General features: G+C 65.6%; 24 protein-coding genes. 10 read left to right on the top strand and 14 right to left on the bottom strand.

Annotation, left to right across the window (positions count from 1 at the left end):
- Positions 1-22 precede the first annotated feature (22 nt).
- From CXY71_RS22070 to CXY71_RS12105, 4 genes are read right to left on the bottom strand one after another with little or no spacing between them, the layout of a single operon-like run.
- On the bottom strand, positions 23-241 hold the full coding sequence (locus CXY71_RS22070) for a hypothetical protein (protein ID WP_233198514.1): 219 nt from the start codon (positions 239-241) through the stop codon (positions 23-25).
- A 48-nt stretch (positions 242-289) separates the two neighbouring features.
- A complete protein-coding gene (locus CXY71_RS22065; RefSeq protein ID WP_233198515.1) occupies positions 290-694 on the bottom strand; it encodes a hypothetical protein in 405 nt (134 codons plus the stop codon).
- A gap of 15 nt (positions 695-709) precedes the next feature.
- A complete protein-coding gene (locus tag CXY71_RS22060; RefSeq protein WP_233198516.1) occupies positions 710-928 on the bottom strand; it encodes a hypothetical protein in 219 nt (72 codons plus the stop codon).
- A 57-nt stretch (positions 929-985) separates the two neighbouring features.
- On the bottom strand, positions 986-1,780 hold the full coding sequence (locus CXY71_RS12105) for a CPBP family intramembrane glutamic endopeptidase (protein WP_104135859.1): 795 nt from the start codon (positions 1,778-1,780) through the stop codon (positions 986-988).
- 112 nt (positions 1,781-1,892) lie between these two features.
- Between CXY71_RS12105 and CXY71_RS12100 the strand changes: the two genes are divergently transcribed.
- Entirely contained in the window at positions 1,893-3,053 is a 1,161-nt protein-coding gene (locus CXY71_RS12100) for a M20/M25/M40 family metallo-hydrolase (protein WP_104135858.1), read from the top strand.
- Positions 3,054-3,240: 187 nt separating this feature from the next.
- Here the strand turns inward: CXY71_RS12100 and CXY71_RS12095 are convergent, their stop codons facing one another.
- The 3 genes from CXY71_RS12095 to hutH form a co-directional block, all read right to left on the bottom strand.
- Positions 3,241-3,846: a YitT family protein gene (locus CXY71_RS12095; RefSeq protein WP_104135857.1), complete on the bottom strand. Its 606-nt coding sequence runs from the start codon at positions 3,844-3,846 to the stop codon at positions 3,241-3,243.
- Positions 3,847-3,903: 57 nt separating this feature from the next.
- Positions 3,904-5,445, bottom strand: a complete 1,542-nt coding sequence (locus CXY71_RS21120) for a M23 family metallopeptidase (RefSeq protein ID WP_158253078.1) — start codon at positions 5,443-5,445, stop codon at positions 3,904-3,906.
- Positions 5,446-5,664: 219 nt separating this feature from the next.
- Positions 5,665-7,269, bottom strand: coding sequence for a histidine ammonia-lyase (hutH, locus tag CXY71_RS12085; RefSeq protein WP_104135856.1), 1,605 nt, complete (start codon positions 7,267-7,269; stop codon positions 5,665-5,667).
- A 152-nt stretch (positions 7,270-7,421) separates the two neighbouring features.
- Between hutH and CXY71_RS12080 the strand changes: the two genes are divergently transcribed.
- A complete protein-coding gene (locus tag CXY71_RS12080) occupies positions 7,422-8,195 on the top strand; it encodes an IclR family transcriptional regulator (RefSeq protein ID WP_104135855.1) in 774 nt (257 codons plus the stop codon).
- Positions 8,196-8,213: 18 nt separating this feature from the next.
- Here CXY71_RS12080 and CXY71_RS12075 read toward each other — a convergent pair whose 3' ends face one another.
- Positions 8,214-8,777, bottom strand: a complete 564-nt coding sequence (locus CXY71_RS12075; protein WP_146072817.1) for an alpha/beta hydrolase — start codon at positions 8,775-8,777, stop codon at positions 8,214-8,216.
- A gap of 202 nt (positions 8,778-8,979) precedes the next feature.
- Positions 8,980-9,102 (bottom strand): type B 50S ribosomal protein L36, encoded by a 123-nt coding sequence (gene ykgO / locus CXY71_RS12070; protein WP_104135854.1) that lies wholly within the window; start codon positions 9,100-9,102, stop codon positions 8,980-8,982.
- 49 nt (positions 9,103-9,151) lie between these two features.
- Here ykgO and CXY71_RS12065 point away from each other — a divergent pair, with 49 nt between their 5' ends.
- Positions 9,152-10,228: a GTP-binding protein gene (locus CXY71_RS12065; protein WP_158253077.1), complete on the top strand. Its 1,077-nt coding sequence runs from the start codon at positions 9,152-9,154 to the stop codon at positions 10,226-10,228.
- A gap of 1 nt (position 10,229) precedes the next feature.
- Here CXY71_RS12065 and CXY71_RS12060 read toward each other — a convergent pair whose 3' ends face one another.
- Entirely contained in the window at positions 10,230-10,691 is a 462-nt protein-coding gene (locus tag CXY71_RS12060) for a GNAT family N-acetyltransferase (RefSeq protein ID WP_104135927.1), read from the bottom strand.
- Positions 10,692-10,951: 260 nt separating this feature from the next.
- On the opposite strand from CXY71_RS12060, the gene CXY71_RS12055 reads away from it, so the two are divergent.
- Positions 10,952-13,381, top strand: coding sequence for a DEAD/DEAH box helicase (locus tag CXY71_RS12055; protein ID WP_104135852.1), 2,430 nt, complete (start codon positions 10,952-10,954; stop codon positions 13,379-13,381).
- Positions 13,382-13,439: 58 nt separating this feature from the next.
- Here the strand turns inward: CXY71_RS12055 and CXY71_RS12050 are convergent, their stop codons facing one another.
- Both CXY71_RS12050 and CXY71_RS12045 read right to left on the bottom strand, forming a co-directional pair.
- Positions 13,440-13,760 (bottom strand): hypothetical protein, encoded by a 321-nt coding sequence (locus CXY71_RS12050; protein WP_104135851.1) that lies wholly within the window; start codon positions 13,758-13,760, stop codon positions 13,440-13,442.
- Between the two features lie 88 nt (positions 13,761-13,848).
- Positions 13,849-14,139: a hypothetical protein gene (locus CXY71_RS12045; RefSeq protein ID WP_104135850.1), complete on the bottom strand. Its 291-nt coding sequence runs from the start codon at positions 14,137-14,139 to the stop codon at positions 13,849-13,851.
- 152 nt (positions 14,140-14,291) lie between these two features.
- On the opposite strand from CXY71_RS12045, the gene CXY71_RS12040 reads away from it, so the two are divergent.
- From CXY71_RS12040 to CXY71_RS12015, 6 genes are all read left to right on the top strand, one after another.
- Positions 14,292-15,476: a thiolase family protein gene (locus CXY71_RS12040; protein WP_104135849.1), complete on the top strand. Its 1,185-nt coding sequence runs from the start codon at positions 14,292-14,294 to the stop codon at positions 15,474-15,476.
- Positions 15,477-15,522: 46 nt separating this feature from the next.
- Positions 15,523-16,416: a 3-hydroxyacyl-CoA dehydrogenase family protein gene (locus CXY71_RS12035; protein ID WP_104135848.1), complete on the top strand. Its 894-nt coding sequence runs from the start codon at positions 15,523-15,525 to the stop codon at positions 16,414-16,416.
- Between the two features lie 50 nt (positions 16,417-16,466).
- A complete protein-coding gene (paaZ, locus tag CXY71_RS12030) occupies positions 16,467-18,524 on the top strand; it encodes a phenylacetic acid degradation bifunctional protein PaaZ (RefSeq protein ID WP_104135926.1) in 2,058 nt (685 codons plus the stop codon).
- Between the two features lie 293 nt (positions 18,525-18,817).
- Positions 18,818-19,600 (top strand): hypothetical protein, encoded by a 783-nt coding sequence (locus CXY71_RS22055; RefSeq protein WP_104135847.1) that lies wholly within the window; start codon positions 18,818-18,820, stop codon positions 19,598-19,600.
- Between the two features lie 61 nt (positions 19,601-19,661).
- The gene (locus tag CXY71_RS12020; RefSeq protein ID WP_233204616.1) at positions 19,662-20,672 is read left to right on the top strand and encodes an O-antigen ligase; all 1,011 of its coding nucleotides are present in this window, start codon (positions 19,662-19,664) and stop codon (positions 20,670-20,672) included.
- Complete coding sequence (locus tag CXY71_RS12015; RefSeq protein ID WP_104135845.1) at positions 20,673-21,578, top strand: tetratricopeptide repeat protein; 906 nt, start codon at positions 20,673-20,675, stop codon at positions 21,576-21,578.
- A gap of 31 nt (positions 21,579-21,609) precedes the next feature.
- Here the strand turns inward: CXY71_RS12015 and CXY71_RS12010 are convergent, their stop codons facing one another.
- Both CXY71_RS12010 and CXY71_RS12005 read right to left on the bottom strand, forming a co-directional pair.
- A complete protein-coding gene (locus CXY71_RS12010; RefSeq protein ID WP_368665883.1) occupies positions 21,610-22,044 on the bottom strand; it encodes an ATP-dependent DNA ligase in 435 nt (144 codons plus the stop codon).
- 119 nt (positions 22,045-22,163) lie between these two features.
- Complete coding sequence (locus CXY71_RS12005; RefSeq protein ID WP_158253074.1) at positions 22,164-23,414, bottom strand: low temperature requirement protein A; 1,251 nt, start codon at positions 23,412-23,414, stop codon at positions 22,164-22,166.
- Between the last annotated feature and the right edge of the window lie 293 nt (positions 23,415-23,707).

Genomic DNA, 23,707 nt, shown 5'->3' with positions numbered 1-23,707 from the left:
CTTCCGTGGGCGAACATGGCGGTCATGTCGGGTCCTGCGGGCTGTCGGGAGCGGCGGACGCTGCGGCATCCGCTTGACGGGACGCTGCCTGAGTCGATGCTGCACCGCGCGGCGCGGTGCAGCCGTTCTCTCGCCGCACGACCGAGATGTCGCCAGACACCGAATTGCTGCGCAGGTCGAGCCAGCTGCCGTCGAGGGTACCGGTGGAGCCTTCGTGGCCCTTGCCGAACGCGGTGCGCACGGTCTGGTTGTCGAGCTGCAGCGTTCCGGAGAGGGTGTTGAGGTGGTATCACGCCGCGACGTGCGGCGCGAGCCGCACCGTGAGGTTGCCGCTGACCGAGTTCGTCACGATCTGGTCTGACGTGCCGACCAGGTCGAGAAACACGTTGCTCGAGACCTCGTCGAGCGTGAATCGGCGGATGCTGCCGCTCGCCGTGATATTGCGCGATACGGTGTGCACGGCCAACGCTCCGACGTGGTCCCGCACCGAGATTTCGCCGTTGACCGCGTTGAGTTCGAGGTCACCCTCGCCGTTGTCGATGACGAGGTCGCCGGAGACGGTGCTGAGTTTGGCGTCGTTGCGCAGTCCGGACACGAGGGCATCTGCCGAGACGACACCGAAGCGCAGAGCGGCGTCGCGAGGGACTAGCACGCTCACCTCGGCCCGGGCGGTACCGCGGAATGCGGCGAACACCTCAAGAAAGTTGTCTCAGCGCAACTGGGGGTGGTCGATTTCGAGGCGGTCGCCGTCTATCGAGATCTTCAGATCTTTGCTGGTGACGCCGTGCACTTCAATGCGGGTACCGGGTTCATCGTGGCCGATGATGTCGACCGTGCCGCCGATCAGACTGACCTTGAGCTTGCGCACCAACTCGACATCGATGAGTTTGGTCTGCCCAGGGGTGACCAGCCATTTCTCCAGTGTCACTGGGTTGTCCTTTCAGGAAAATAAACTCGCGCTATATCGCGTTCCTGAAAGTTGCAATCAGTATAGAAAAATATCCAGCCACTGGCGATTGTGAGCGTGCACCAGCACGGCGAACACCACGACGTCGAACAATAGGTGCACGCAGACTACGTAGGTGAGCGACCGGGTGCGGGCAAAGGTGTAGCCCTGCAGCAGCGCGAACGGCACGGTCAGCAGCGGCCCCCAGGCCTGATACCCGAGCTCCCAGAGGAACGACGAAAAGATCACGGCCTGCAAAATATTGGCCTGCCAGTCGGCAAAGTGCCGCCTCAGCAGGGTAAAGGCGACGCAGATGAAGAACAACTCGTCCCAGATTCCCACGAAGCCCACCCCCACGAGCAGCCGGGCAATCTCATCGGGAGCAATCACCGCTGGCCAGTTCTGGTAAGCGCCGCTTCCGATGAAGTAGCGGGGCAGAATCAGGTACCCGAGCAGCACGACCAGTGGCAGGTAGGCGCGTTCGAGCCGGGTCCAGCGGTGCCCCGTGCGAATCGGAAACCGGATTGCGTGGTCCTTGAAGCAATACCGTGAGAGTAAATACGGCACGAGCACCGCCAGGCTGAGCACCGTGCCCATCAGGACGATATTCGGGTAGCTGATGTTCGCCTCAATCGAGATCGTGCTGATGATCCCCAGACCGACAGCGATCAGCAGCAGATCGCGAAACAGCACCCGATTTATCAGCAACGCGAGCACCAGGGCCGCGGCCAGCACGCCATAGCCGGGCAGCGGCATCCTCAGCGCGAACAGCAGCACAGCGGATGCGCTCACCAGCGCCGCCGGAATCAGCCCCCACCGCGATGTAGTACCCATGCTGCACCCTACACAGAGCACCTCTCAGTTTCGCGAGAGCGGATAAACTGCTGATTTGGTACCCCGGCGGCAGCGATTTTCCCGCTCTCGCGGGAGGGCCTAGATTCGAGGGATGAAGCGTTTTCCCAGCGACCCGGTCGCGATTCTGCAGCACCTCGTGCGCATCGATTCGGTCAACCCTGACCTGGTCCCCGATGCGGCGGGTGAAGTCGCGATCGCGATCTGGTGCAGTGAATGGCTCCTCGCCCAGGATTTTCAGGTGACCCTGCTCGAGGAGGTTCTCGGGCGGCCCTCGGTCGTTGGTATCAAACGCGGAACCGGCGGGGGACGCTCGCTCATGCTCAATGCGCACCTCGACACGGTCGGCGTCGCCACCTACGCGGGCGACCCGTTCAGCGGCGACCAACGCGCCGGCCGGGTGTACGGGCGTGGGGCCGTCGATACCAAGAGTGGGCTCGCGGCCATTCTCGTGGCGGCAGCGCGGGCATCCGCTGTCGGGCTGGCCGGGGATGTGATCGTGACGCTGGTCGCCGACGAAGAATTTGGCAGCATCGGAACGGAAGAGGTGCTGCGCAGCGTTCGCGCTGATGCCGCCCTCGTGATCGAACCCAGCGGCCTTGAACTGACCACAGCGCACCGCGGATTCGCCTGGTTCGAGCTCGAACTGACCGGCCTGGCCGCGCACGGCTCCCAGCCCGAGCTCGGCGTCGACGCCATCTGGCATGCCGGCCTCGCGCTGCGTGCTCTCGACGAGTTGCGGCAGCAGCTGAACTCGGCCCCGGCGCATGCCACACTCGGCCACGGTGCCGTGCGGGTGTCGCGGATTTCTGGTGGTGACGATGCGGCTACGGTCGCGGCCCGCTGCGTTCTCACCGTGGAACGACGGATGCTGCCCGGTCAGTCCCCAGAGAGCGTCGAGTCTGAATTGCGGGCACTGTTCACCGAGCTGGTGCGCACGGAGCCGCAGTTTCGGTTTGAGCTGACCCGACTGGTGGCGCGGGCGGCTTTCAAGGCCGAGCCGCACTGGCCGATCCTGCGCGCGCTCAGTGGCAACGCCGAGCGGGTGCTCGGCCACCCGGCGAAAACGCGCGGTGAACCGTTCTGGACCGATGCCGGACTTATTCTCGATGCCGGTATTCCCTGCGTCGTGTTCGGTGCTGACGGTCAAGGGTTGCACGCCGACACGGAATGGGCCGACGTGCCATCGGTGCTCGCGCTCGCCGAGATTCTCGAGGGCACGATCACCGAATTCTGTGGGCCTACAGTCGGCTGATCCGCGGGGAACCATCCCGGCGCAGGGAGGCCATCGTCTTGTTGGTGCCCGCGTCGAATATAGAGCGGACCCGCGCCGCGAATTGCGGAGCATCCGCTTGAATATCTCGCCATGTTGCGATGTGTTGAACGCTACCCCTTGGCACCGATACGACGGCTTGACCTTGACCTTGACCTTGCGTCGAGTTCTATCGTGGTACGACCGCCGAGGGGACGTCGGGGCGGCGGATTGTGAAGAAGGGGATCGTGCGCTGGCAGAGGGGGCCGATTAAGACGGCGAACAGCACGGTGCCGATTCCTACATTGCCGCCGAGCGCCCAGCCGATGCCGAGCACGATCACCTCGATGCCGGTACGCACGATCCAGATTTTCCAGCCGGTGCGCTGGTGCAGCCCGGTCATCAGACCGTCGCGCGGGCCTGGGCCGAAGTGCGCCCCGATGTAGAGGCCGGTGGCGATCGCGATCATCAGTAGGCCCGCTGCGAAGAACAACACGCGCGCCCAGAGGTCGAGGTCTGCCGGAAGAAACCACAGGCCCACATCGGCTGACGGGCCAATGAGCAGTGCGTTGAGCAGTGTGCCGGCGCCGGGTTTTTGGCGGATGGGGATCCAGAGCAGGAGTACGACACCGCTCAGTAAAACCGTGATCAGCCCGAAACCGAGGTGCGTGTAGTTATCAATGCCTTGGGCGAGAACATCCCACGGAGCTACGCCGATGGCGGCGCGCACGATCAACGCGATGCCAATTCCGTAGAGGAACAGGCCAATCAGCAGTTGAATCAGACGACGGGTCACGAGAGGTCAGTCTAAATGCTGCTCAGCGCCCACGTCGGCCACCGGTTCCTGCGGAGCTCAGCCGCCGAGGATGATTCCGCGGTTCAGGAAGAACGGTTGGGGGTCGATCCTTACGCCGTCGACCCGAACCTCGACGTGGGTGTGACAGCCGGTGGACAGGCCGGTGCTGCCGGCGCGTCCGATCTGTTGTCCGGCGCCGACCCGGTCGCCGACATTGACCAGGGTCTCATCGTCAGCCAGGTGGGCGTAGCCGGTCTGTACACCTTGGCCGTGATCGATCAGGATCCAGTTGCCGTAACTGCCGACCGCTCCGGCGGCGCGAACGACGCCGGAGGTGGCAGCAAAGACCGGTGCCAGGCAACCCGCTCCAATGTCGGTGCCGTAGTGGAACGCGCCCACTCCGGGGAGTGGGCGAACCGGCCGCGGCCCGTAGACATCCGTTGTGGGGCCGCTCGCCGGATTCGCCCAGCCCTGATCGCTTAGCTGGCCGTCGTCGGTTGGTGTGGTCGGAAGCAGGTCTAGTGCGGACAGGCCGGCGGCGGCACTCGTGGTCTGCGCTGCGGCGTCGATCAGGGCCAGGCCGGCAGCTTCGAAGTCACTTTTGGCAGCGTCGAGCGCGGTCTGGCTCGCGTGAAGCGACAGGTTGCTCGCGGCAGCACGGGTCTCGGCCTCTTGTTCGTTCAGTCGCTGCGCTCGGGCCTCATCGGCCTCGGCGCGGGCCTGAATCGTCTCGATATTGTCGGTGACATGGTTTATCTGGTCGAGTGTGCTGAGCTGGTCGAGCACGTTGCCGAGGGAATTGCCGCCTAGGAAGACCTCGGTCACGACGGCGCCGGATTGCTGCTGCGCCAATTTGCGCGCGAGCACGGCAAAGCTTTGCTTGGAGTCGGCGGCTTGCTTCGTGGCCTCCACGGCGAGCCGGTGCACCAGGGTGGAGCGACTACGTGCGAGCGTCTGACTCGCTTGCGTCGACTCGAGCGCGCGCTGGGCAGTGGTCAGCACAGCCTCCGCTGACTGTGACTGGGTGAGTGCTCGTGCCAGCGCGGCGGCTCGTTGCATCGAGTCTTGTTGAGCTGATGCGCGCTGCGCGGCCGCCAGCACGGCGGCCGTCTGATTCTCGGCAAGGGTGGCTGCGGCTGCTGCCTGGGCTGCCGCCTGCGCCTCAATGCCGGTATCACTGGGAGTCGGCGCTACCTGGGGTAGATCGGGCATATCGACAACTGGCGGGATCGGTCCGCCTGTCGGCTCGGGAATTGTTTCGTCGTTCGGTCCGACCGTGGGTTTTGGGGTTGGTTCGGCGGTGGATCCCGCGGTCGGCTCAGCCGTAGGTTCTGACGTCGGCATCGGCGTCGGCGTCGGTTCGGGGGTCGGTTCGGGGGTCGCTTCGGCCGTGGGCTCGGGAGTGGGCACCGCGGTCGGTTCTGCCGTTGGCTCGGGTGTCAGGCCGCTGGTTGGTTCGGCGGTTGGTTCAGCGCCCGGTTCCGGGTTCGCACTCACGCTCGGCGTGGACATGCCGGTCGAACTCGCTGGCAGTTCATCGGCGCTCGCCGCGATCGGGGCTCCAAAGAGGAACAGCGTGGTCACGACGATGATTGCCAACGGGCCGCCTGGCCCCCGATGTGTCACGGCTCGGTGCAGGGCTCGCCCGAGAGACGCAACGGGACCGTGACTTGGGGCGAGCGACATCGGCAACCTGATCCATTCGAGTATGGACTAACGCAGCTCGGGCGGGCTGGCGTGGCGCAAGTATGGCACGACAGCCCGACGCTGACAACGGGTTAAACGGGCAGTCCAAGGTGCTTATAAGGTCGAATTGAATCAGGCCAACCGGGGTGCCCCGCACTCCGCGGCCGCGCGCACTGCCCCCGAAGCGACGAGCTCCACGACTCCCTCAATTTCGGGGGAGAGAAAGCGGTCGTGGCCGGGGCCGGAGGCCACGGTGCGTACGAGGTCCCGCACCGCTCCGGTCGCGGCGCCCGGCTCGAACGGTGCCCGCAGATCGAGCGAGTGCGAGGCCGTCATGATCTCGATCGCGAGCACCCGGCCGAGCCCATCGAGCGAACGGCGCAGCTTGCGGGCCGCATGCCAGCCCATCGAGACGTGGTCCTCCTGCATCGCTGAGGAGGGAATCGAATCAACGGATGCGGGCACCGCCAGCCGCTTGAGCTCCGACACGATCCCGGCTGCTGTGTATTGGGCGATCATGAGCCCGGAATCCACGCCCACCTCGTGCGCCAGGAATGGCGGCAGGCCCTTGCTGCGACTCGCATCCAGGTGACGGTCGGTGCGTCGCTCACTCATGCTCGCGACATCCGCCGTGGCAATGGCGAGAAAATCGAGAACATAGCCGAGCGGGGCGCCGTGAAAGTTGCCGTTCGACATGACTCGACCGTCGACCGTGACAACCGGGTTGTCGATGGCGCTGGCCAGCTCGCGGCTTGCCACGAGGGCGGCGTGGGCGACGGTGTCACGTGCGGCGCCGTGCACCTGCGGGGCGCAACGCAGCGAGTAGGCGTCCTGCACCGACGTATCCTCGGGACCGGCGTGGCTCGCGACGAGCGGGGAGTCCCGCAGTAGGCGGCGCAGATTGGCGGCACTCTCGGCCTGACCGAGCTGAGGCCGCAGCTGCTGCAGATCCGCCGCGAAGGCGGCATCCGTTCCGAGCAGAGCCTCGACGCTCATCGCCGCCGCGATGTCGGCGGTCACGAGCAGGCGGGCCAGGTCGTCGAGGGCAAGCACGAGCATGCCGAGCATGCCGTCGGTGCCATTGATCAGGGCGAGGCCCTCCTTTTCGGCGAGCACGACCGGCGTGATGTCGGCCTCGGCGAGAGCGTCGCCGCCGCCGATCAAGGTGCCGCTGGCATTGCGCGTCTGGCCCTCGCCCATCACGACAAGCGCGCAGTGAGCAAGCGGCGCGAGGTCGCCGGAGCAGCCGAGTGAACCGTATTCGTGCACGACCGGCGTAATTTGCGCGTTGAGCACGGACGCGTAGGTCTTGGCGGTCGCCGGGCGCACGCCGGTTCGCCCGGTCATCAGCGTCGAAAGTCGCAGCAGCATGAGGGCGCGGACGACCTCGCGTTCCACTTCAGGGCCGCTGCCGGCGGCGTGCGAGCGCACCAAGCTTGCCTGCAGCTGCGCACGCCGGTCGGAGGTGATGAACGTCGTTGCGAGGGCTCCGAAACCGGTCGAGATCCCGTAATGCGGTTCGATGTCAGCCGCGAGGGCATCGATAATGGTGCGGGTCGCTGCCACCTGCTGCAAGCTGGCAGGATCGAGGCTGACGCGCGCATTGTGCCGCGCAACGGCGATTACGTCGGCGAAAGAGAGGGCGCCGGTTCCGACGACAACGGTGGCTGTGTTAACGGATGCCCCGCTCTGGTTGCGCGCAGATGCGGAAGTTTGAGGAGTGGTCGCGAGGGTCATGGTTCGATTCGACACCTCCAAGGCGCCCGGCGATAGAGCGCTATGCTGCTTCGTGTCCGGGATACCGGACATGGGCATCCGCTCTGAACGAACGCGGCAGTATTTTTCGACTCGAGGCGGCAGCTGCTCACCGAGGACATAAGAGGAGGGCTATGGCAGCCGCATCGAAGGTTCCGGCCGCTCAAAGTACACTGCGCGTGCTGACCCACCTCGCCGCGCAGCGCGGACCGACACCGGCGGTCGCCATGGCCAGCGCTCTCGGCCTGCCGCGCTCGACCGTCTACCAGCTGCTCGATGTACTTGTGGCTCAGGGATTCGTCGTGCACCTGCCCGAGGAACACCGCTACGGACTCGGCATCGCCGCCTTCGAGCTAAGTTCGGGGTTCAGCCGCCAGGAACCACTCTCGCGGCTCGGTCGCCCGTTGATCGCCCAGCTCGTCGACCGGCTCGGGGAGAGCGCGCACCTCGTGGTGTTGCACGGCCGCGACGTGATCTACCTCGTCGAAGAGCGCGCCGCGCATCGCCCCTCGCTCGTTTCCGACGTCGGGGTGCGGCTGCCAGCGCACCTCACGGCGAGCGGTCGCGCCCTGCTGGCGGCGCTTCCCGCGGCCCAGTTGCGCGCGCTCTACCCCAGCCAGGCCGCGCTCGAGCAGCGCGACGGTCGGGGCCCGCGCACCCGGCTTGAGCTGCGGGCGGTGCTCGATCGAGTGCGAACGGATTCTTACGCCACCGAGAATGGCGAAATCACGCCTGGCATCGCCTCGGTCGCGCTCGCTGTGCGCGATCATGCAGGGTGGCCCGCCGCCGCGATTGCGGTGACCTTTGCGCACGACCGTTTTCCGGACGACTACTGGCCGGCGCTCGCTGCAACCGTGGCAGCGACGGCCGCCGAGCTGTCCCGCCGCATCAGCGGCCGCCCGCGCTAACGCCCGAGCCGCGACCGCCTACCGGCCCAGTTCCGCGTGCAGAAATGCCGCGACCCGGGCGCGCATGCCCTCATCGAGGATGCCGATGGAGTGCAGGAATCCGGGCACGACCACGAGTTCAGCGCGAATGCCCGCGCGGTCCAGTTGCGCGGCGAAGTCCCTCGACTGGCTCACGGGAATGAATTCGTCCGAGGATGTGCCGATGAACACCGGAGGGTCGCTGCGGTCGAGTCGGCTCGACGCCGATGCGTCGACGGACTGCGCGCAGCGGTTGATGTTGTCGCAGCCGAGATACTCGCGGGTGATGCGCGTGAGTCCGTCCCCGGCGTTGACGAGCCCGGAGGCGCGCAGATCGACCGGGCCAGACAGCTCGGCGACGGCCGCCACGCGTGAGCCCGTGGTGAGCGCCCCCGTACCGCTCGTGCCGAGCAGGGCGACTAGATTGCCGCCGGCCGAGCCGCCGAACGCGCCGATGCGATTGGGGTCGATGCCGTACTTTTCCGCATTGCCCGGGTCGCGCATCCACTCGACGGCGAGCGCGGCCGTGCTGCGGGACAGATGCAGGCGTCGTACAGGTACCACTGTATTTCCCCCGGGTTGTTGCTGGCCGATATGAGACTAGGCGCATCCGCTTCGCCCGCCGAATCGCCGCCACGGTACCCGCCCGCACGCGGTCTCCGGAGCCTCGCGGCACTCGATAAGGATGCGGGCACTCGTCCGTAGGGGTGCCCCCATCGACAACAAGTGCCACGAGCCCGGTTTCGCTTGCAGGTGCTGCGACGGGCTAGCCCTGGCGGGCCTTCGCGCGGGGGTCGAGCTTGTTGATCACAAAGGTTCGACCGCGGCGCCGCACGATTTGCGATCCCGGAACCTTCTTGAGCGCCTTGAGGGAATTGCGTACCTTCATCTATTTCTCCATTGCTTATTGAGAACAAATGTCAATTAGACTAACAGGCATGCAGACAGAAACGTATCTTCGGGTGAATGTTGTGAGCGGCCTGGTCGGCGCCGGTAAATCCTCGGTGGCCCTGACGCTCGGGCGGCAGCCATTCGCCCTGACCACCTCCGTGTCCGATGCCCTGCGCACGGTGCTCACCGAGGTTGCCGACGCGGTGCCGGCCGGCCGGGGGGAGGCGTGCGCCATTGATGTCTTCGTCGAAGCGCCAACCGCGGTGGGCCCGCTGGAAATTGCCAGTTCCCTCGTTGAGACCGGCGACTCGCCGGAGCGGCTGGCGAATGGGCATGCGGTGCGGCTCGGTGACCTCATTACCGTGCTCGATGCCGAGCGATTCTGGGCCGACCTGCGCAGCGAAGCCCTCGCGCCGGTCCCGGAAGAACACGACGTCAACTTCTCCGATACCCACGACGATCCCGACCGCACCGTCGGCGACGTATTGATCGAGCAGGTCGAGTGGGCCAGCATCGTCGTGATCAATAAGACCGACCTCGTGCACGCCCGCGACGCTGCCGATATTCGGGACTTCGTGCGCCTGCTCAACCCGGCCAGTCACGTCGTGTTTGCCGAACACGGCCGCGGCAGTGCCGAGGGTTGGCCGGTGTCACGCCGGGACATGTTCGCCTGGCTGCAACGCAGTCCCGGCTGGGTACGCCAGCTCAACGGTGACGCCCTGCTCTCACGCAGTCCGCAGGGGCTGATCTGTGTCGTCTACCGTGACGTGCGCCCGTTCCATCCGCTGCGCCTGGCCGAATTCTTTCGTGACCGCGCCGAGGAGTCGGGTGAGATCCTGCGTTCCCGTGGCCTGTTTCGCCTCGCCACTCGGCCGTCGACGGTCGGCTCGTGGAGCAGTGCCGGCCCCACGATCACCTTCGAACCGACCGGCATGCAGAGCCATGACCCGGATTCACCGCTAGGCCAGGAGATCGCCTTCTTCGGACGTGACCTCAACGCCCGTCTACTCAGCGCCAACCTCGATGCCTGCCTGCTCACCGACGCTGAATTTCTCGCCGGACCCATGTTCTGGAACACCCTGGCCGACCCGTTCCCCGCCTGGGTGCTCGAAAGCGCCGCCTGAATTACAGGCTCTTGGCGAAGCAGACGCTGAACTCTTCGCCGATATACTGACCGAACAACTCGATCTGTTCGTAGCCGCGGCCACGGTACAGCGCCATCGCCGCGTGTTGCAGTGGGCCGGTTTCCAGCGCGAGAGAGCGGATGCCGCGGCCAGCGGCATCCGCTTCGATGCGGTCGAGCAGGCGGCTGGCTAGGCCGCGCCCCCGAGCCTCGTCGTAAACGAACAGTCGCTTTAGCTCGGCCGTCGGACCGGAGCCAAGTGGAACCAGGGCGGCCATGCCGCACGCTGCGCCGTCTTCGTTCCGGGCCACGTAGACGGCGACGCCGGGACGCTCGAGTTCGTCGGTACTGAGCAGAAAGCTGTTCTCCTCGGGGTAGAGGGAGTGCGCGAAGACGGTGCCGGCGGCCAACAGCGCCTCAACGTCGGCCTGACGTGGCGGCTCGATACTGATCGAAATGGTCATGTTCTCAGAATAGAGCGAGGCAATGTGCACTTATCCGCGTGACTTTTCAGGATGCATCGGGTAGCGTCGATAGCTCGGCTCTTGACACCGCGCTGTGCGCGGATGGGTTTGTAAGTCAAGTTGGGCCGGTTTCCCAGTAATCCGCTGGTGAAAAATCACTGTATGTGAACGGCCCCGACCACAGATTGCTCGGGTTCTCAGTTACGTCGCGTGTGCGATGTTGTTCTGCCATGTACTGAACACAACCCAGAGATATTTTTATGCCTCAAGGCAATTCGCACAACTCCACCGTCGGTCGTGGCGGTAAGAACTTCGATCCCAAGTACGCCTCCAAGGGCGGATCGGGCCACGGCGGTTCCAACAACGCCGGCAGCAAGAGCCCCGGACACCGCGGATACCGCGCTGACGAGGGTGCCCCCAAGAAGCAGCGCTGGAACGCAGACGAGCGTGCCGCGCGCTCGAACGAGCGTCCCTCGAGCGAGCGTCCGGCCTACGGCTCGCGTTCCGTTCGCCCGGAAAACGGCGGCCGCACCAACTCTGAGCGCAACGAGCGCCCGGCCTACAATAACGACCGTCCGCGCACGGACCGTCCGGCCTACAACAACGATCGTCCGTCCTATGGTGACCGCAACAGTGCTCCTCGTGCCGAGCGTCCGTCGTATGGTGACCGTGCTCCGCGCACGGACCGTCCGGCCTACAACAACGATCGTCCGTCCTATGGTGACCGCAACAGTGCTCCTCGTGCCGAGCGTCCGTCGTATGGTGACCGTGCTCCGCGCACGGACCGTCCGGCCTACAACAACGATCGTCCGTCCTATGGTGACCGCAACAGTGCTCCTCGTGCCGAGCGTCCGTCGTATGGTGACCGTGCTCCGCGCACGGACCGTCCGGCCTACAACAACGATCGTCCGTCCTATGGTGACCGCAACAGTGCTCCTCGTGCCGAGCGTCCGTCGTATGGTGACCGTGCTCCGCGCACGGACCGTCCGGCCTACAACAACGATCGTCCGTCCTATGGTGACCGCAACAGTGCTCCTCGTGCCGAGCGTCCGTCGTATGGTGACCGTGCTCCGCGCACGGACCGTCCGGCCTACAACAACGATCGTCCGTCCTATGGTGACCGCAACAGTGCTCCTCGTGCCGAGCGTCCGTCGTATGGTGACCGTGCTCCGCGCACGGACCGTCCGGCCTACAACAACGATCGTCCGTCCTATGGTGACCGCAACAGTGCTCCTCGTGCCGAGCGTCCGTCGTATGGTGACCGTGCTCCGCGCACGGACCGTCCGGCCTACAATAACGACCGCCCGGCTCGTACCGAACGTCCCTCCTACGGAGACCGCGCCCCGCGCCGCTCCAACGATGACCGCCCGCCCCGTCGCGATTTCGGAAACGACCGTCCCAGCGACGGCGACAGCAAGTTCTACCCGAAGCGCAGCGAAGACGGTGTCAAGCCCACCTTCGCCGGCGGCGAAGACGTCGTCCTCGAGCGTCTCGAGGCCATTGCAACGACCGCGTCCGACGTTGTCGGCGTAACCTTCGGCGACCTCGGCCTCGGCGAGAACATCGTTCGCGAGCTCGCCAACCTCGGCGCTCCGGCCCCGTTCCCGATCCAGGCCGCGACCATTCCCGACGTTCTCGCCGGTCGCGATGTGCTCGGCCGGGGCAAGACCGGATCCGGCAAGACCATCGCCTTCGCCGCTCCGCTGGTCGAGAAGCTGATGGAGAACAACGGCGCCAAGGACCGCAAGCACGCCCGTAAGCCGCGCGCGCTCATCCTGGCCCCGACCCGAGAGCTCGCGCTGCAGATTGACCGCACCGTGCAGCCCATTGCCCGCAGCGTCGGCCTTTTCACCACCCAGATCTACGGCGGCGTTCCCCAGTACCGTCAGGTCAGCGCCCTCCAGCGCGGCGTCGACATCATCGTCGGTACGGCTGGACGTATCGAAGACCTCATCGACCAGGGTCGCCTTGACCTGAGCGAAGTTGTCATCACCGTGCTCGACGAGGCCGACTACATGTGCGACCTCGGATTTCTCGAGCCCGTGCAGCGCATCCTGCGCCAGACCAAGACCGGCGGCCAGAAGCTGCTTTTCTCGGCCACCCTGGACAAGGGCGTTGCCTCGCTGGTCAAGGAATTTTTGACCAACCCGGCCGTGCACGAGGTCGCCGGCGAAGACCAGGCGTCCTCCACGATCGACCACCGCGTGCTCGTCATCGAGCACCGTGACAAGAGCCGCATCATCGAAGAGCTCGTCAACCGTGAGGGCAAGACGCTCATCTTCAGCCGCACCCGGGCCTATGCTGAGCAGCTCGCCGACCAGCTCGAAGATGCCGGAGTCAAGGCCACCAGTCTGCACGGTGACCTCAACCAGGCCCGTCGTACCCGCAACCTGCAGATGCTCACGAGTGGCCGAGTCAACGTGCTCGTCGCAACGGATGTTGCTGCTCGCGGAATCCACGTCGACGACATCGACCTGGTCATCCAGGCCGACGCCCCCGATGAGTACAAGACGTACCTGCACCGTGCGGGCCGCACCGGCCGCGCGGGCAAGATCGGAACCGTCGTCACGCTTATTCCCAAGCAGCGCAAGCGCCGCATGGACGAGCTGCTCGACCGTGCCGAGATCGACGCGAGCTACACCTCCGCCACCCCTGGTGACGCGGCAGTGCGCGAACTCGCCAACATCTAGCATCCGCTCGACGCAATAAAAAGGGGTACCCGCCGGTCGGCGGGTACCCCTTTTTTTATTACTCGCTCAGCGCCGGCAGCCGGCGGGCCTCGTCGAGCGCTTGCTCGGTCGACTCCGGCACGGTGGTCTGCGAGGTATCGATGATCGGGCAGTCACGCCACTGCGCCATCGTGCGATACCGCTCGATGTAATGCCGGTGAGTGACGAGTGACTCGGCTGACTCGGCTGGCTCGTCCCGCTTCGCCCCCGCTTCGCCCCCGCTTCGCTGGCGGTCTTTGTCGAGCGCATCCGCGGCATCCGCTGCCTGCGCGCGCACCCGCCAGCGGTCCGGGCTGATTGGCCATGGGGGATGGTCCTCTGTGAACTGGTACCGGTGCATCGGAAATCCGATATGGCACCGCTTCACTCGGGATTCCAGATTGCAGACCTCGACCCGACGCTCGGGCGCGCACCGATGATGGTCGTGGTCATGGGAGTCTCCAACGGTGGGCGCAGAATGGTGAAACGGGCATTGGGTACACGCCGGTGGCCACGGTGGATTCGGCCAGCGCGCAGTCGGAGTCGCCGTTGCTCGCAAGCAGCTGACGCTGCTGCACGATGTCAAAGCTCAGGTTGCGCAGCATTAGATAGGTGCTGCTTCTCGCCGGAACCCGCATTTCGTCGCGGAGGCACAGGTCGTAGTCGGCGAAGTTGATGCTCTCTATGCGGTCGACCTTGACCTCGCGATACTGCTCTCGATTATGACTCCCTGCCGACACCCGTCCATAGCTTCTGAGCCTTCCAACGGGGCCGTCGTGTCCCGTCTGGGGTTGCCTCGCAGGCAGGCATCTGCCACAATTACTTTCCGAACGGTCGGTAAGTTACCGATCGTTCCCACAGCCACACGCAGACACCGTCGTCAGGAGAGAATATGGCCGAGGCCTACCTCGTTGGAGGAGCACGCACCCCCGTAGGCCGCTACGGCGGAGCGTTGGCCACGGTTCGCCCCGACGACCTCGCTGCGCTCGTCGTGGGCGAGGCCGTGCGCCGCGCCGGGATCGACCCTGGCCTGATCGAGGAGATCATCTTCGGTGCCGCCACCCAGGCCGGCGAAGACAATCGCAACGTCGCCCGCATGGCGGGTCTGCTTGCCGGTCTGCCCGACCACGTTCCGGGCATCACCGTCAACCGGCTCTGCGCCTCCGGAATGTCCGCCATCACGATGGCGGCCCAGGCAATCCGCGCCGGCGACGCCGACCTGATGATCGCCGGCGGTGTCGAATCGATGACCCGCGCACCCTGGGTGCAGGCCAAGCCCGAGCGCCCCTGGGCCAAGCCCGGCGCCCAGTTCGACACCTCCATCGGCTGGCGTTTCGTGAACCCCAAACTCGCCGCCCGCGACAAGGCCACCTTCTCCATGTCGGAGACGGCCGAGGAGGTCGCCCGGCTCGACGGCATCACCCGCGTAGAAGCGGATGCCTTCGCTCTTCGCAGCCATCAGCGCGCCGCTGCCGCCATCGATGCTGGCCACTTTGTTGATGAAATTGTCGGTGTTCGCACCAAAAAGGGTGAGGTGCTCGTCGATGAGGGCCTGCGCCGGGACACAACCCTCGAGGGCCTCGCCGCCCTGCGCCCCATCGTTGCCGGCGGCTCCGTCGTCACGGCCGGCAACGCGAGCTCGCTCAACGACGGCTCCTCGGCCATTCTGGTGGCGAGCGGTGAGGCCGTGAAAAAGTATGGCCTGACGCCGCGCGCCCGCGTCGTGGTCGGTGCGAGCGTCGGCCTGGCCCCCGAGATCATGGGCCTCGGCCCGGTCGTCGCCACCCAGCGTGCCCTCGAGCGCAGCGGCCTCGACATCGCTGACCTCGGGGCGATCGAGCTCAACGAAGCCTTCGCAACCCAGTCCATCGCCTGCATCCGTCGCCTCGGCCTCGACGAGGAGATCGTCAACCGGGATGGCGGGGCGATCGCGCTCGGGCATCCGCTTGGATCGAGCGGATCGCGCCTGGTCGTGACCCTGCTGGCACGCATGGAACGTGAAAATGTCCAACACGGTCTCGCCACGATGTGCATCGGCGTCGGCCAGGGCTCGGCCCTCATTCTGGAGCGGGTCTAATGTCGAAAGGCACGGCCGTCGTAATCGTCACTGTGGAGGATAGCTGATGTCTGTTTCTGAACTGGAACTCGGTGATCGCGGCGAATCCGGCGTGCCCGACCGGGTCGGCGTGCTCGGGGGCGGGCGGATGGGCGCCGGCATTGCCCACGCCTTCCTGCTGGCCGGTGCTCACGTGGCACTGGTTGAACGCAACGACACCGAAGCGGATGCCGCGCGTGAGCGAGTGCTGCGCGCCGTCGACGCCAGCATCACCCGCGGTGCCACCGGCGAAACCCGCCTCGAACTCGAGGCCCGCCTCGCCGTCGGCGCCGATTTCGGCCTGTTCAGCGACCGGGAACTCGTGGTGGAGGCCGTTCCCGAGGTGCGCGCGCTCAAGGTCGATGCCCTGCAAAAGGTCGAAGCAGAGCTTCCCGATGGTGCCGCGCTCGCCAGCAACACCTCATCGATCTCGATCGACGACCTCGCCTACGAGCTGAAGCGTCCGGCCCGCTTTCTCGGCCTGCACTTCTTCAACCCGGTTCCCGCCTCGAACCTGGTCGAACTGGTCACCGGCAGCGCGACCTCGGCTGAATTGGTAGCGGATGCCCAAAGCTGGGTCTCCGCCCTCGGCAAGACTCCGATCACCGTCAGCGATGCACCAGGATTCGCCTCCTCCCGGCTCGGAGTGGCCCTCGGGCTCGAGGCCATACGCATGCTCGAAGAGGGAGTCGCGAGCGCCTCGGATATCGACGCCGCCATGATGCTTGGCTATAAGCATCCGGTCGGACCGTTGAAACTGACTGACCTGGTCGGGCTCGACGTGCGGCTCGGCATCGCCGAATACCTGCACGAACAGCTCGGCGCCCGTTTCGAGCCGCCGGCGTTGCTGCGCAAACTCGTGGCCGAGGGCAAGCTCGGCCGCAAGTCCGGCCAGGGCTTCTACCGCTGGGACGAAGCCTGATGCCCGCCCGCACCGACACCGCGCCCCGCACTGACCATCAAGGAGAACGCATGACGACCATACTGCCCAGCTACGTTCAGGGCGCCTGGTGGACCCCGACCGACGCCCCGACCGGTACCGAGGTCTGTGACGCCTCGACCGGCGAGGTCGTCACCCGCGTTAGCACCCACGGCCTCGACCTGGCCGCTGCCCTCGAGCATGCGCGCACTGTCGGCCAGAAGTCTCTCGGCGAACTCACCTTTCACCAGCGAGCCGTGCTGCTCAAGCAGATGGCGCTGCTGCTGACCGAACACAAGCAGGAGCTCTACGCCCTGTCCAGCCGTACCGGCGCCACCAAGGTCGACTCCTGGGTCGACATCGACGGTGGCATCGGCGTGCTGTTCAGCTACTCCTCCAAGGGCCGCCGTGAACTGCCCAACGCGCGCGTCTACGTCGACGGACCGGTCGAGTTGCTCTCCAAAGACGGCTCCTTCATCGCCCGCCACATCTACTCACGCCTGCCCGGCGTCGCCGTGCAGATCAACGCCTTCAACTTTCCGGTCTGGGGAGCCCTCGAGAAGTTCGCGCCGGCGTTCCTGGCCGGCGTGCCCACACTCGTGAAGCCTGCGACCCCCTCCGGCTACCTCGCCGAGGCGTTCGTGCGCATCCTCACCGACTCCGGCCTGCTGCCGGAGGGTTCGCTGCAGCTCGTCTCCGGCAGCGTGCCGACCCTGTTCGATGACTTGCGCCTCGGTGACCTCGTCGCCTTCACTGGATCCGCGTCGACCGCCGAAAAGCTGCGGGCGAGCGACTCAGTGCAGACCGGGGGAGTGCGCTTCACCAACGAGACCGACTCGATCAATGCATCCGTTCTCGGAATGGATGCCGCCACCGGAACTCCCGAATTCGACGCCTTCGTCAAGCAGGTCGTCACCGAGATGACCGTCAAGGCCGGCCAGAAGTGCACCGCCATCCGTCGCGTTATCGTGCCGCGTGCGGCCATGGATGACGTCGTCGCGGCCGTGCAGGCGCGCATCAGCGAGCGCATCGTGCTCGGCGATCCGCGCGCCCAGGGCGTCACCATGGGCCCGCTCGCCGGGGCCGCCCAGCGCCTCGAAGTGCTCAAACAAGTGGCTCGCCTGCAGGCCGCCGGCGGCAAGCTCGTCGTCGGCACAACGGATGCCCCCGCCGTTCTGCACGCGGACGGCACTACCGCGCCCGCTCCCGATGGCGCTTTCGTCGAGCCGCTGCTGCTGCGCTTTGACGACGCCTCCGTTGTCGCCGTGCACGAGGTCGAAGCCTTCGGTCCGGTCTCGAGCGTGCTCGGCTATGACACCCTCGACGAGGCCATCGCCCTCGTACGCCGGGGTGGCGGATCGCTCGTGACCAGCATCGCAACGCACGATCCCGAGGTTGCCGTCGCTCTGATGACCGGAATCTCCGCCTTCAACGGCCGGGTCCTCCTGCTCGACCGCGACGACGCCCGCACCTCGACCGGGCACGGTTCGCCGGTCCCCCAGCTCGTGCACGGCGGCCCCGGCCGGGCTGGAGGTGGCGAAGAGCTCGGCGGCATCCGTGCGGTGCTGCATCATATGCAGCGCACCGCCATCCAGGGGTCGCCCGAGATGCTCACGGCCATCACCGGAATTTGGCACCAGGGCGCGATTGCGCGAGCCGGCTCGACGCATCCGTTCAGAAAGAGCCTGGCCGAGCTCGTGATCGGCGATCAGATCGTGTCGGACTCGCGCACGGTGACCCTCGAGGACATCGAAACCTTCGCCCAATTCACCGGCGATACCTTCTACGCCCACATGGACGAAGCGGCCGCTGCGGCCAACCCGTTTTTCCCGGGCCGGGTGGCCCACGGCTACCTGCTCGTCTCCTGGGCCGCAGGCCTGTTCGTCGATCCGGCGCCCGGACCAGTACTCGCGAACTCCGGCCTCGAAAACCTGCGCTTTGTCACACCGGTCTCGCCCGGCGACAGCATTCGCGTCGCCCTCACCGCGAAGCAGATCACCCCGCGCGAGACCGACGAGTACGGCGAGGTGCGCTGGGACGCCGTGCTGACCAACCAGAACGACGAACTGGTCGCGTCCTACGACGTGCTCACCCTCGTAGCCAAGCACTAAGTCGCGACAGATTTGAAAGCGGGCACGCATTTCATGTGCGATCACGAATAATCTGCTGGGTTCCAGCTCCTCGAACTGGGGTGATCGGGGAGGGTTGAATTCGACTGTCGTCGAACGTTGCGCCACAGAAGCTGCACCTGGGGGGCTTCGCTCCGCGCGTTCGGGCATGCAGGTATGCATGCCCGAACGCTGGCACCAGACCAAAGGTCATCATGGGGAACTTCTTCACCCGTATCCGAGAGCGCAGCTTCGCGGTCGCTCTCGCGGTCGCGGCCGTTTGAACCTTCGAGGCGTTGTCGGCCGCCCCGGCCACCGCGATCGTCGAAGACGATCCGTGGACCGCCTCCATCAGCGGAGTCGTCGTTGGAGCAGATGGTGTTTCAGCTCCGCTCGCGATTGGATCGTCAGTTTGGCTTTATTCCTTGACTCAGGACGGAAGCTTCGAGTCATACCCCATTGTCGCCCCGATAGACGCGAGCGGGGCGTTTACCAAGGCGCAGCTCCCTGCTGGCACGTACAAATTGGGTGTCGACAACGTTGAAGCCGATTCACTCTGGGGTTCTCTCCCCATGAATAAATCTGACGGAGCCGACGCCCGTACCGACGCCGAGCACCGCCCCGACACCGACCACACTCCACTCGCAGAGACCGCAGCGGCAACAACCGCCTCGGTGGTCGGAGCCAAGAGCGACCGCGTCACCACGCCGGCGGTAACCCTCGTCGTCGGAGCCAGCATTCCCGTCACCGGCGAAGGCTTCGCGCCTTTTGAGGTCGTCGATATCTGGATGCACTCGACCCCCGTGCTGCTCGGAACCCTCACCGCCGACGCCCAGGGTCGCATCAGCGGCAGCTTTGCCATGCCAGCAGGGCTTGCAACCGGCACCCACCACGTAGTCCTCGTTGACGAAGCGGGTGTCTCGTACACCTCCGCCGCACTGGTCGTCACTACGACAGCGGTCTTAGCCTCGACCGGCGCTGACATCTCCTCGGGCTGGCTCGCACTGGCCCTCATGGTGCTCGGTGGCCTGGCGTTGACCGTCACTTCGCGTCGCCGTACCGCCTCGGCGCTGAAATAGCACCAAGTACCTGCACTAACCAGCGGCCTTCGACGACATGCACGTCGAGGGCCGCTTCGTGATGTCGAGAACGGCCTCCGCCACGCGGATGCCGCAGCGCGTAGCACCCCGACCAGCCCCGATTCCGCCAGGGCGGCGCCGTGCGGCAACGGTAGGGCTGTGGCTGCTCGTCGCCTCCTCGATCTTCTTTTTGCCCGACGCTTTCGTGCGCTGGTTTTTACCGAAAGATGCACTCGCGGCCATTGCCGTCGTTCTGGCCTCCGTGGCGGTTGCGCGAGGACGGTTGCCGCGCTGGTTTGTAGCTGCGGCATCCGCTGCCCTCGCCGTTGCACTGCTCAGCGTTCTGATTTCGGCGGCTCCCGGTGTGCAGCTCTGGGGTCGCTGGCCGCGCTATGAGGGTCTCGTCACGCTTCCGGTCTATTTCGGTGCGGTGTGGGTCGGCGCACGATTGCTCGGCCCCGCAGCTCCAGCCGCTAGCCTGCGCACGCTGGTGCGGGCCATCGCCACGGCGGCCGTCGCCCTCGGTTTGGTCTCGCTGCTCGAAGCGGTCGGAGCCCGACCCATCGCAACCGACCTGGCTCGACCGGGGTCCCTCACCGGAAACGCCACTGACCAGGGCGTGCTCGGTGCCATTTTCTGCGCGATGCTCATACTCCCCGTGCTGCGGGCATGGGCCGAGCCGAGAAAAGCGTTCGCAGAGCGAGCCTGGCTGAGCACTGCTTTGCTGTTCGCGGCGGCGACCGTCATCGTGAGCGCATCTCGGGCGGGGTTGCTCGCGGCCGTAACGGTGCTCGGCATCCTGATGGTTCTCGAAATCGTGCCGTCAACGAGCCGGCGGAGACTGCACCTCGTCGGACTCACCGCCCTCGCGGGAATGGTTCTTATCGGCGGCGCGCTGACCGTGCCCTTCACCCGTAGTCGCCTGCTCGGTGCGAGCCCGCTCTCGACCCAATCTCTCGAAGGCCGATTCATTTTCTGGAGTGACGCCGCCGATGTACTGGCGGAGCGTCCGCTCGGGGTCGGCGTGAGTGGGTTCCTCAACGCCAATTCCCGCAACTCCACAAGTAATTGAGTGCTGGACTCCCCGCACAACTGGGTCATCCAGGTACTTCTGGCGGGGGGAATACCGCTCCTCGTCGTCGTTGTCGGCCTTCTCGTCACTGCCGCAGTGGTCGGCCTGAGCTCGTGGCGACGATTGGGCGTTCCCGAACCGCTATCGGCCGCTGCACGGCGCTCGACCGGCGGTCTGGTCTCAGCGGATGTCGCCCGCAGCGACGTTCTCGCCGGTGCGTTTGCAGCGCTCGGCGGATTCGGCGTCGCTTTGCTGACACACTTCACCGCGCCTTCAACGACCATCGTGGCCGCTCTTCTGCTGGGAGCCCTCGTGACCAGGGCGCCGGTTGGTGGGCTCCGGGTTCGACTGCGGTCCGGTTCGCCACGGTTGGCCGCCACGGCTGCACGAACGGTTCTTCTTGGCGTCTGGTCAATCTGGCTAGTCATTCTGGTTAGCGCGGAGATGCCTCTGGCTTTGGACGTCTCGCATGCGGCGCGCGGTGACATTCAGGCCGCCGAAAGTGCTTTTGACGCGGCGTATGCCATCCGCCCGTGGGACGCGGACCTCGCGGGCATCGCCGCCCAGTCGTTCGCCGCTGCGGCAGATGCTCGTGTCCCTGGAGCCGCGACCTTGGCCGTCTACTGGGCTGAGCGCTCGCGAGCAGCACTTCCCCACACCACGACGACCGAACGTGCGCGCGCGGTCGGACAGTTTGCCGACGGCAATGCGACTGGTGCCGTAAAAACCCTCGACGCGCTCGTAAAACTTGCCCCGACTGACCCCACCATCGCCGTCCAAAACGCGATCGCGCTCTATACGAACGGCGACACAGACGGTGCACTGCGTGAGGTCAAGCGCGCCCTCGCCCTCGATCCGACGAACGACGTGGCACTGCACTTCGAGGAGATTCTGCTGCATGAGTGAGCGCTTGGGCGCGCACCTTCAAACCGTGGGATTATGCCAGAACCGTATCGGTGTGGGCGGTCGTTCGCGCGTCAATTGTCGTCTTCGGCCGCGCTGCGAAAGTGGTGGCGGGCAAGGAGGCATCTTCGCTCACGATGACGAGTCCTTGGGCGCTGTTGGCAGAACGGCTGAGGTCTTCGATCCACTGGCGGTTCAGCGTGGCCGCCCGACCGCCTGCGAACTTGAAGTAGAGCGGAATAGCGGGATTAAGCCAGATCGAACTACGGCCAGACCCGACCTCGGCGGAATCCCGCCAGGACAGCAGAAAACTCTCGCCGCGGCGAAGCTTCTGAATGATCACGAGTTGCAGGTGCGCGAGGGTGCGGTCATCGATCTCCACGACGACGCGGTCATATGTAAGAGAGCCCATGAGCGCCTTCCAATCGAGTTCAGCAACGCTGTTTGTTTTATATTTCGTCTGCGCCACGACAGTACTAGAGTCCAGCGACCCGACTTGCCCCCCTCTTCGGGTTCGGAACCCGGGCTCGGACTGCGGGCTCAGGTTACAAGCTGGGCTTGCGGCCTTAAGATGGGCCCGGCCTCCGCTCAGCCGGCATCGTCGTCTGTGGTGCCGGCGCGAACGCGCGCGATCGTCTCCCAGGCCGCCACGGCAACGAGAATGACCGAGGTCGCAGCGCCAAGTCCGAGCGGAGTCACGAGCGCGGCGGCCGTACCTGCTGCGGCGAGCACGGCGATTCCGACGATGTGCGACACGAGTAGGGTGCGCGCGACGATCCAGCGAAACAGCAGCAGTCCGACGAGGTAGAACAGGGGCCCACCGACCAGGGTGACGGCCACCGGAAGCGTCATGGCGTCCTCCGGATGCTCGAGCACCGATTTATCCGCGACCGAAGTCAGTACGATTCCGGCAATGATGATTGCGTGCACGTAGGTATAGGCGAGTCGAGCGATGCGGCCCGGCTCGTTCGACGCGGCGATCGCCTTGATCCCGGCGCGCTCCCCGTGATCGAAATAGAGCCACCACATGGCCACGCCGTTCACAAAGGCGAGAAACAGTCCGGCAATCCCCGAAGTGGATGCCTCCTGGTCGACAAATGCAAACCCGGTCACCAGAAAGGACTCGCCGATCGCGATGATCACGAATAGGGCGCTGCGCTCGGCAAGATGCGGGCCGGAGACATCCCAGTCGTCGACACCGGGTGCTTTCAACCCGGGAACGCGAAACCCAAGGCTCGCGGAGCCGTACTCGATGGCAAGGGCGATGAGCCAGGCCGGGAGGCGAAAGGCCAGCGGCAGCAGCGCCCCGACGATCCAAAAAACGCCGGCTACCGACAGCCAGAGCAGAATGCGCAAAAACGTCGCGTGCAGGGCCGGATCGTGCCGGGCGAGGGCCAGCACCATGAACACCGAGCGTCCGAGTTGCAAGGCCACGTACGCACTGGCGAAGATCAGCCCTTGATCGCCGAAGGAATCGTAGATCGAGGTACTGATCACGAGGCCCACGAGGGAGAGACCGATGACGACACCGCGCACTGGAAGCCGGGCCGGATCGAGCCAGTTGGTCACCCAGGTCGTGTACACCCACAGCCACCACAGAGCGAGCACGAGAATGATCGACTCCAGTGCACCGACCCAGGACTGGTTGGCATACAGATAGCGTGAGAGTTGAGTCAGCGCGAACACGAAGATGAGGTCGAAAAACAACTCGATGTAGGTAACGCGCTCGCTGCGCTCGGTATCTTCCGGCCGCAGCAGGCTTCGACGAAACCCGAGCCGCAGAATCCAGGGGCGATGTTCAAGCGGATGCTGCTGCGTCGTCTTCGATGATCGGCTCACGTCCCCAGTCTCCCGCAAGCCCCCGACATCCGCAGTCTTAATTCCGCCCTATGCATCGGCCCTCCTTTCAGCGTTCCCGTATGCCGGGCCCCGTTCCTCACTTCTGCACCGGGCCCGGTGCCTGGGCCCAGTCTAGAAATTGGGCGCACGTTCATAAAGCGGGCCCCGTGGGCGCGGTGGCCCGGCGAACGCGGGTCCGTGTGCGGAGCATCCCATTTCGTTGATCGAGCTTGTCGAGATGGCCATCGGACCGGCGTGGGGTGGTTTGCGGTCCTGGTTTTGTGGTTGGTTGG

This window comes from Cryobacterium sp. Y62 (genome assembly GCF_002929785.1).
GTDB lineage: Bacteria > Actinomycetota > Actinomycetes > Actinomycetales > Microbacteriaceae > Cryobacterium.
Note: the sequence above shows the minus strand (reverse complement) of the source record. Positions and strands in the feature narration are given on the sequence as shown.

What these genes read in the sequence shown, in the direction of transcription:
- CXY71_RS12100 (WP_104135858.1), top strand. Translation starts at nt 1,893, where the DNA reads ATGAAGCGTTTTCCCAGCGACCCGGTCGCGATTCTGCAGCACCTCGTG.
- paaZ (WP_104135926.1), top strand. Translation starts at nt 16,467, where the DNA reads ATGACGACCATACTGCCCAGCTACGTTCAGGGCGCCTGGTGGACCCCG.
- CXY71_RS12020 (WP_233204616.1), top strand. Translation starts at nt 19,662, where the DNA reads ATGTCGAGAACGGCCTCCGCCACGCGGATGCCGCAGCGCGTAGCACCC.
- CXY71_RS12105 (WP_104135859.1), bottom strand. Translation starts at nt 1,780, where the DNA reads ATGGGTACTACATCGCGGTGGGGGCTGATTCCGGCGGCGCTGGTGAGC.
- CXY71_RS12080 (WP_104135855.1), top strand. Translation starts at nt 7,422, where the DNA reads ATGGCAGCCGCATCGAAGGTTCCGGCCGCTCAAAGTACACTGCGCGTG.
- CXY71_RS12060 (WP_104135927.1), bottom strand. Translation starts at nt 10,691, where the DNA reads ATGACCATTTCGATCAGTATCGAGCCGCCACGTCAGGCCGACGTTGAG.
- CXY71_RS12055 (WP_104135852.1), top strand. Translation starts at nt 10,952, where the DNA reads ATGCCTCAAGGCAATTCGCACAACTCCACCGTCGGTCGTGGCGGTAAG.
- CXY71_RS12050 (WP_104135851.1), bottom strand. Translation starts at nt 13,760, where the DNA reads ATGCACCGGTACCAGTTCACAGAGGACCATCCCCCATGGCCAATCAGC.
- ykgO (WP_104135854.1), bottom strand. Translation starts at nt 9,102, where the DNA reads ATGAAGGTACGCAATTCCCTCAAGGCGCTCAAGAAGGTTCCGGGATCG.
- CXY71_RS12035 (WP_104135848.1), top strand. Translation starts at nt 15,523, where the DNA reads ATGTCTGTTTCTGAACTGGAACTCGGTGATCGCGGCGAATCCGGCGTG.
- hutH (WP_104135856.1), bottom strand. Translation starts at nt 7,269, where the DNA reads ATGACCCTCGCGACCACTCCTCAAACTTCCGCATCTGCGCGCAACCAG.
- CXY71_RS12040 (WP_104135849.1), top strand. Translation starts at nt 14,292, where the DNA reads ATGGCCGAGGCCTACCTCGTTGGAGGAGCACGCACCCCCGTAGGCCGC.
- CXY71_RS12065 (WP_158253077.1), top strand. Translation starts at nt 9,152, where the DNA reads ATGCAGACAGAAACGTATCTTCGGGTGAATGTTGTGAGCGGCCTGGTC.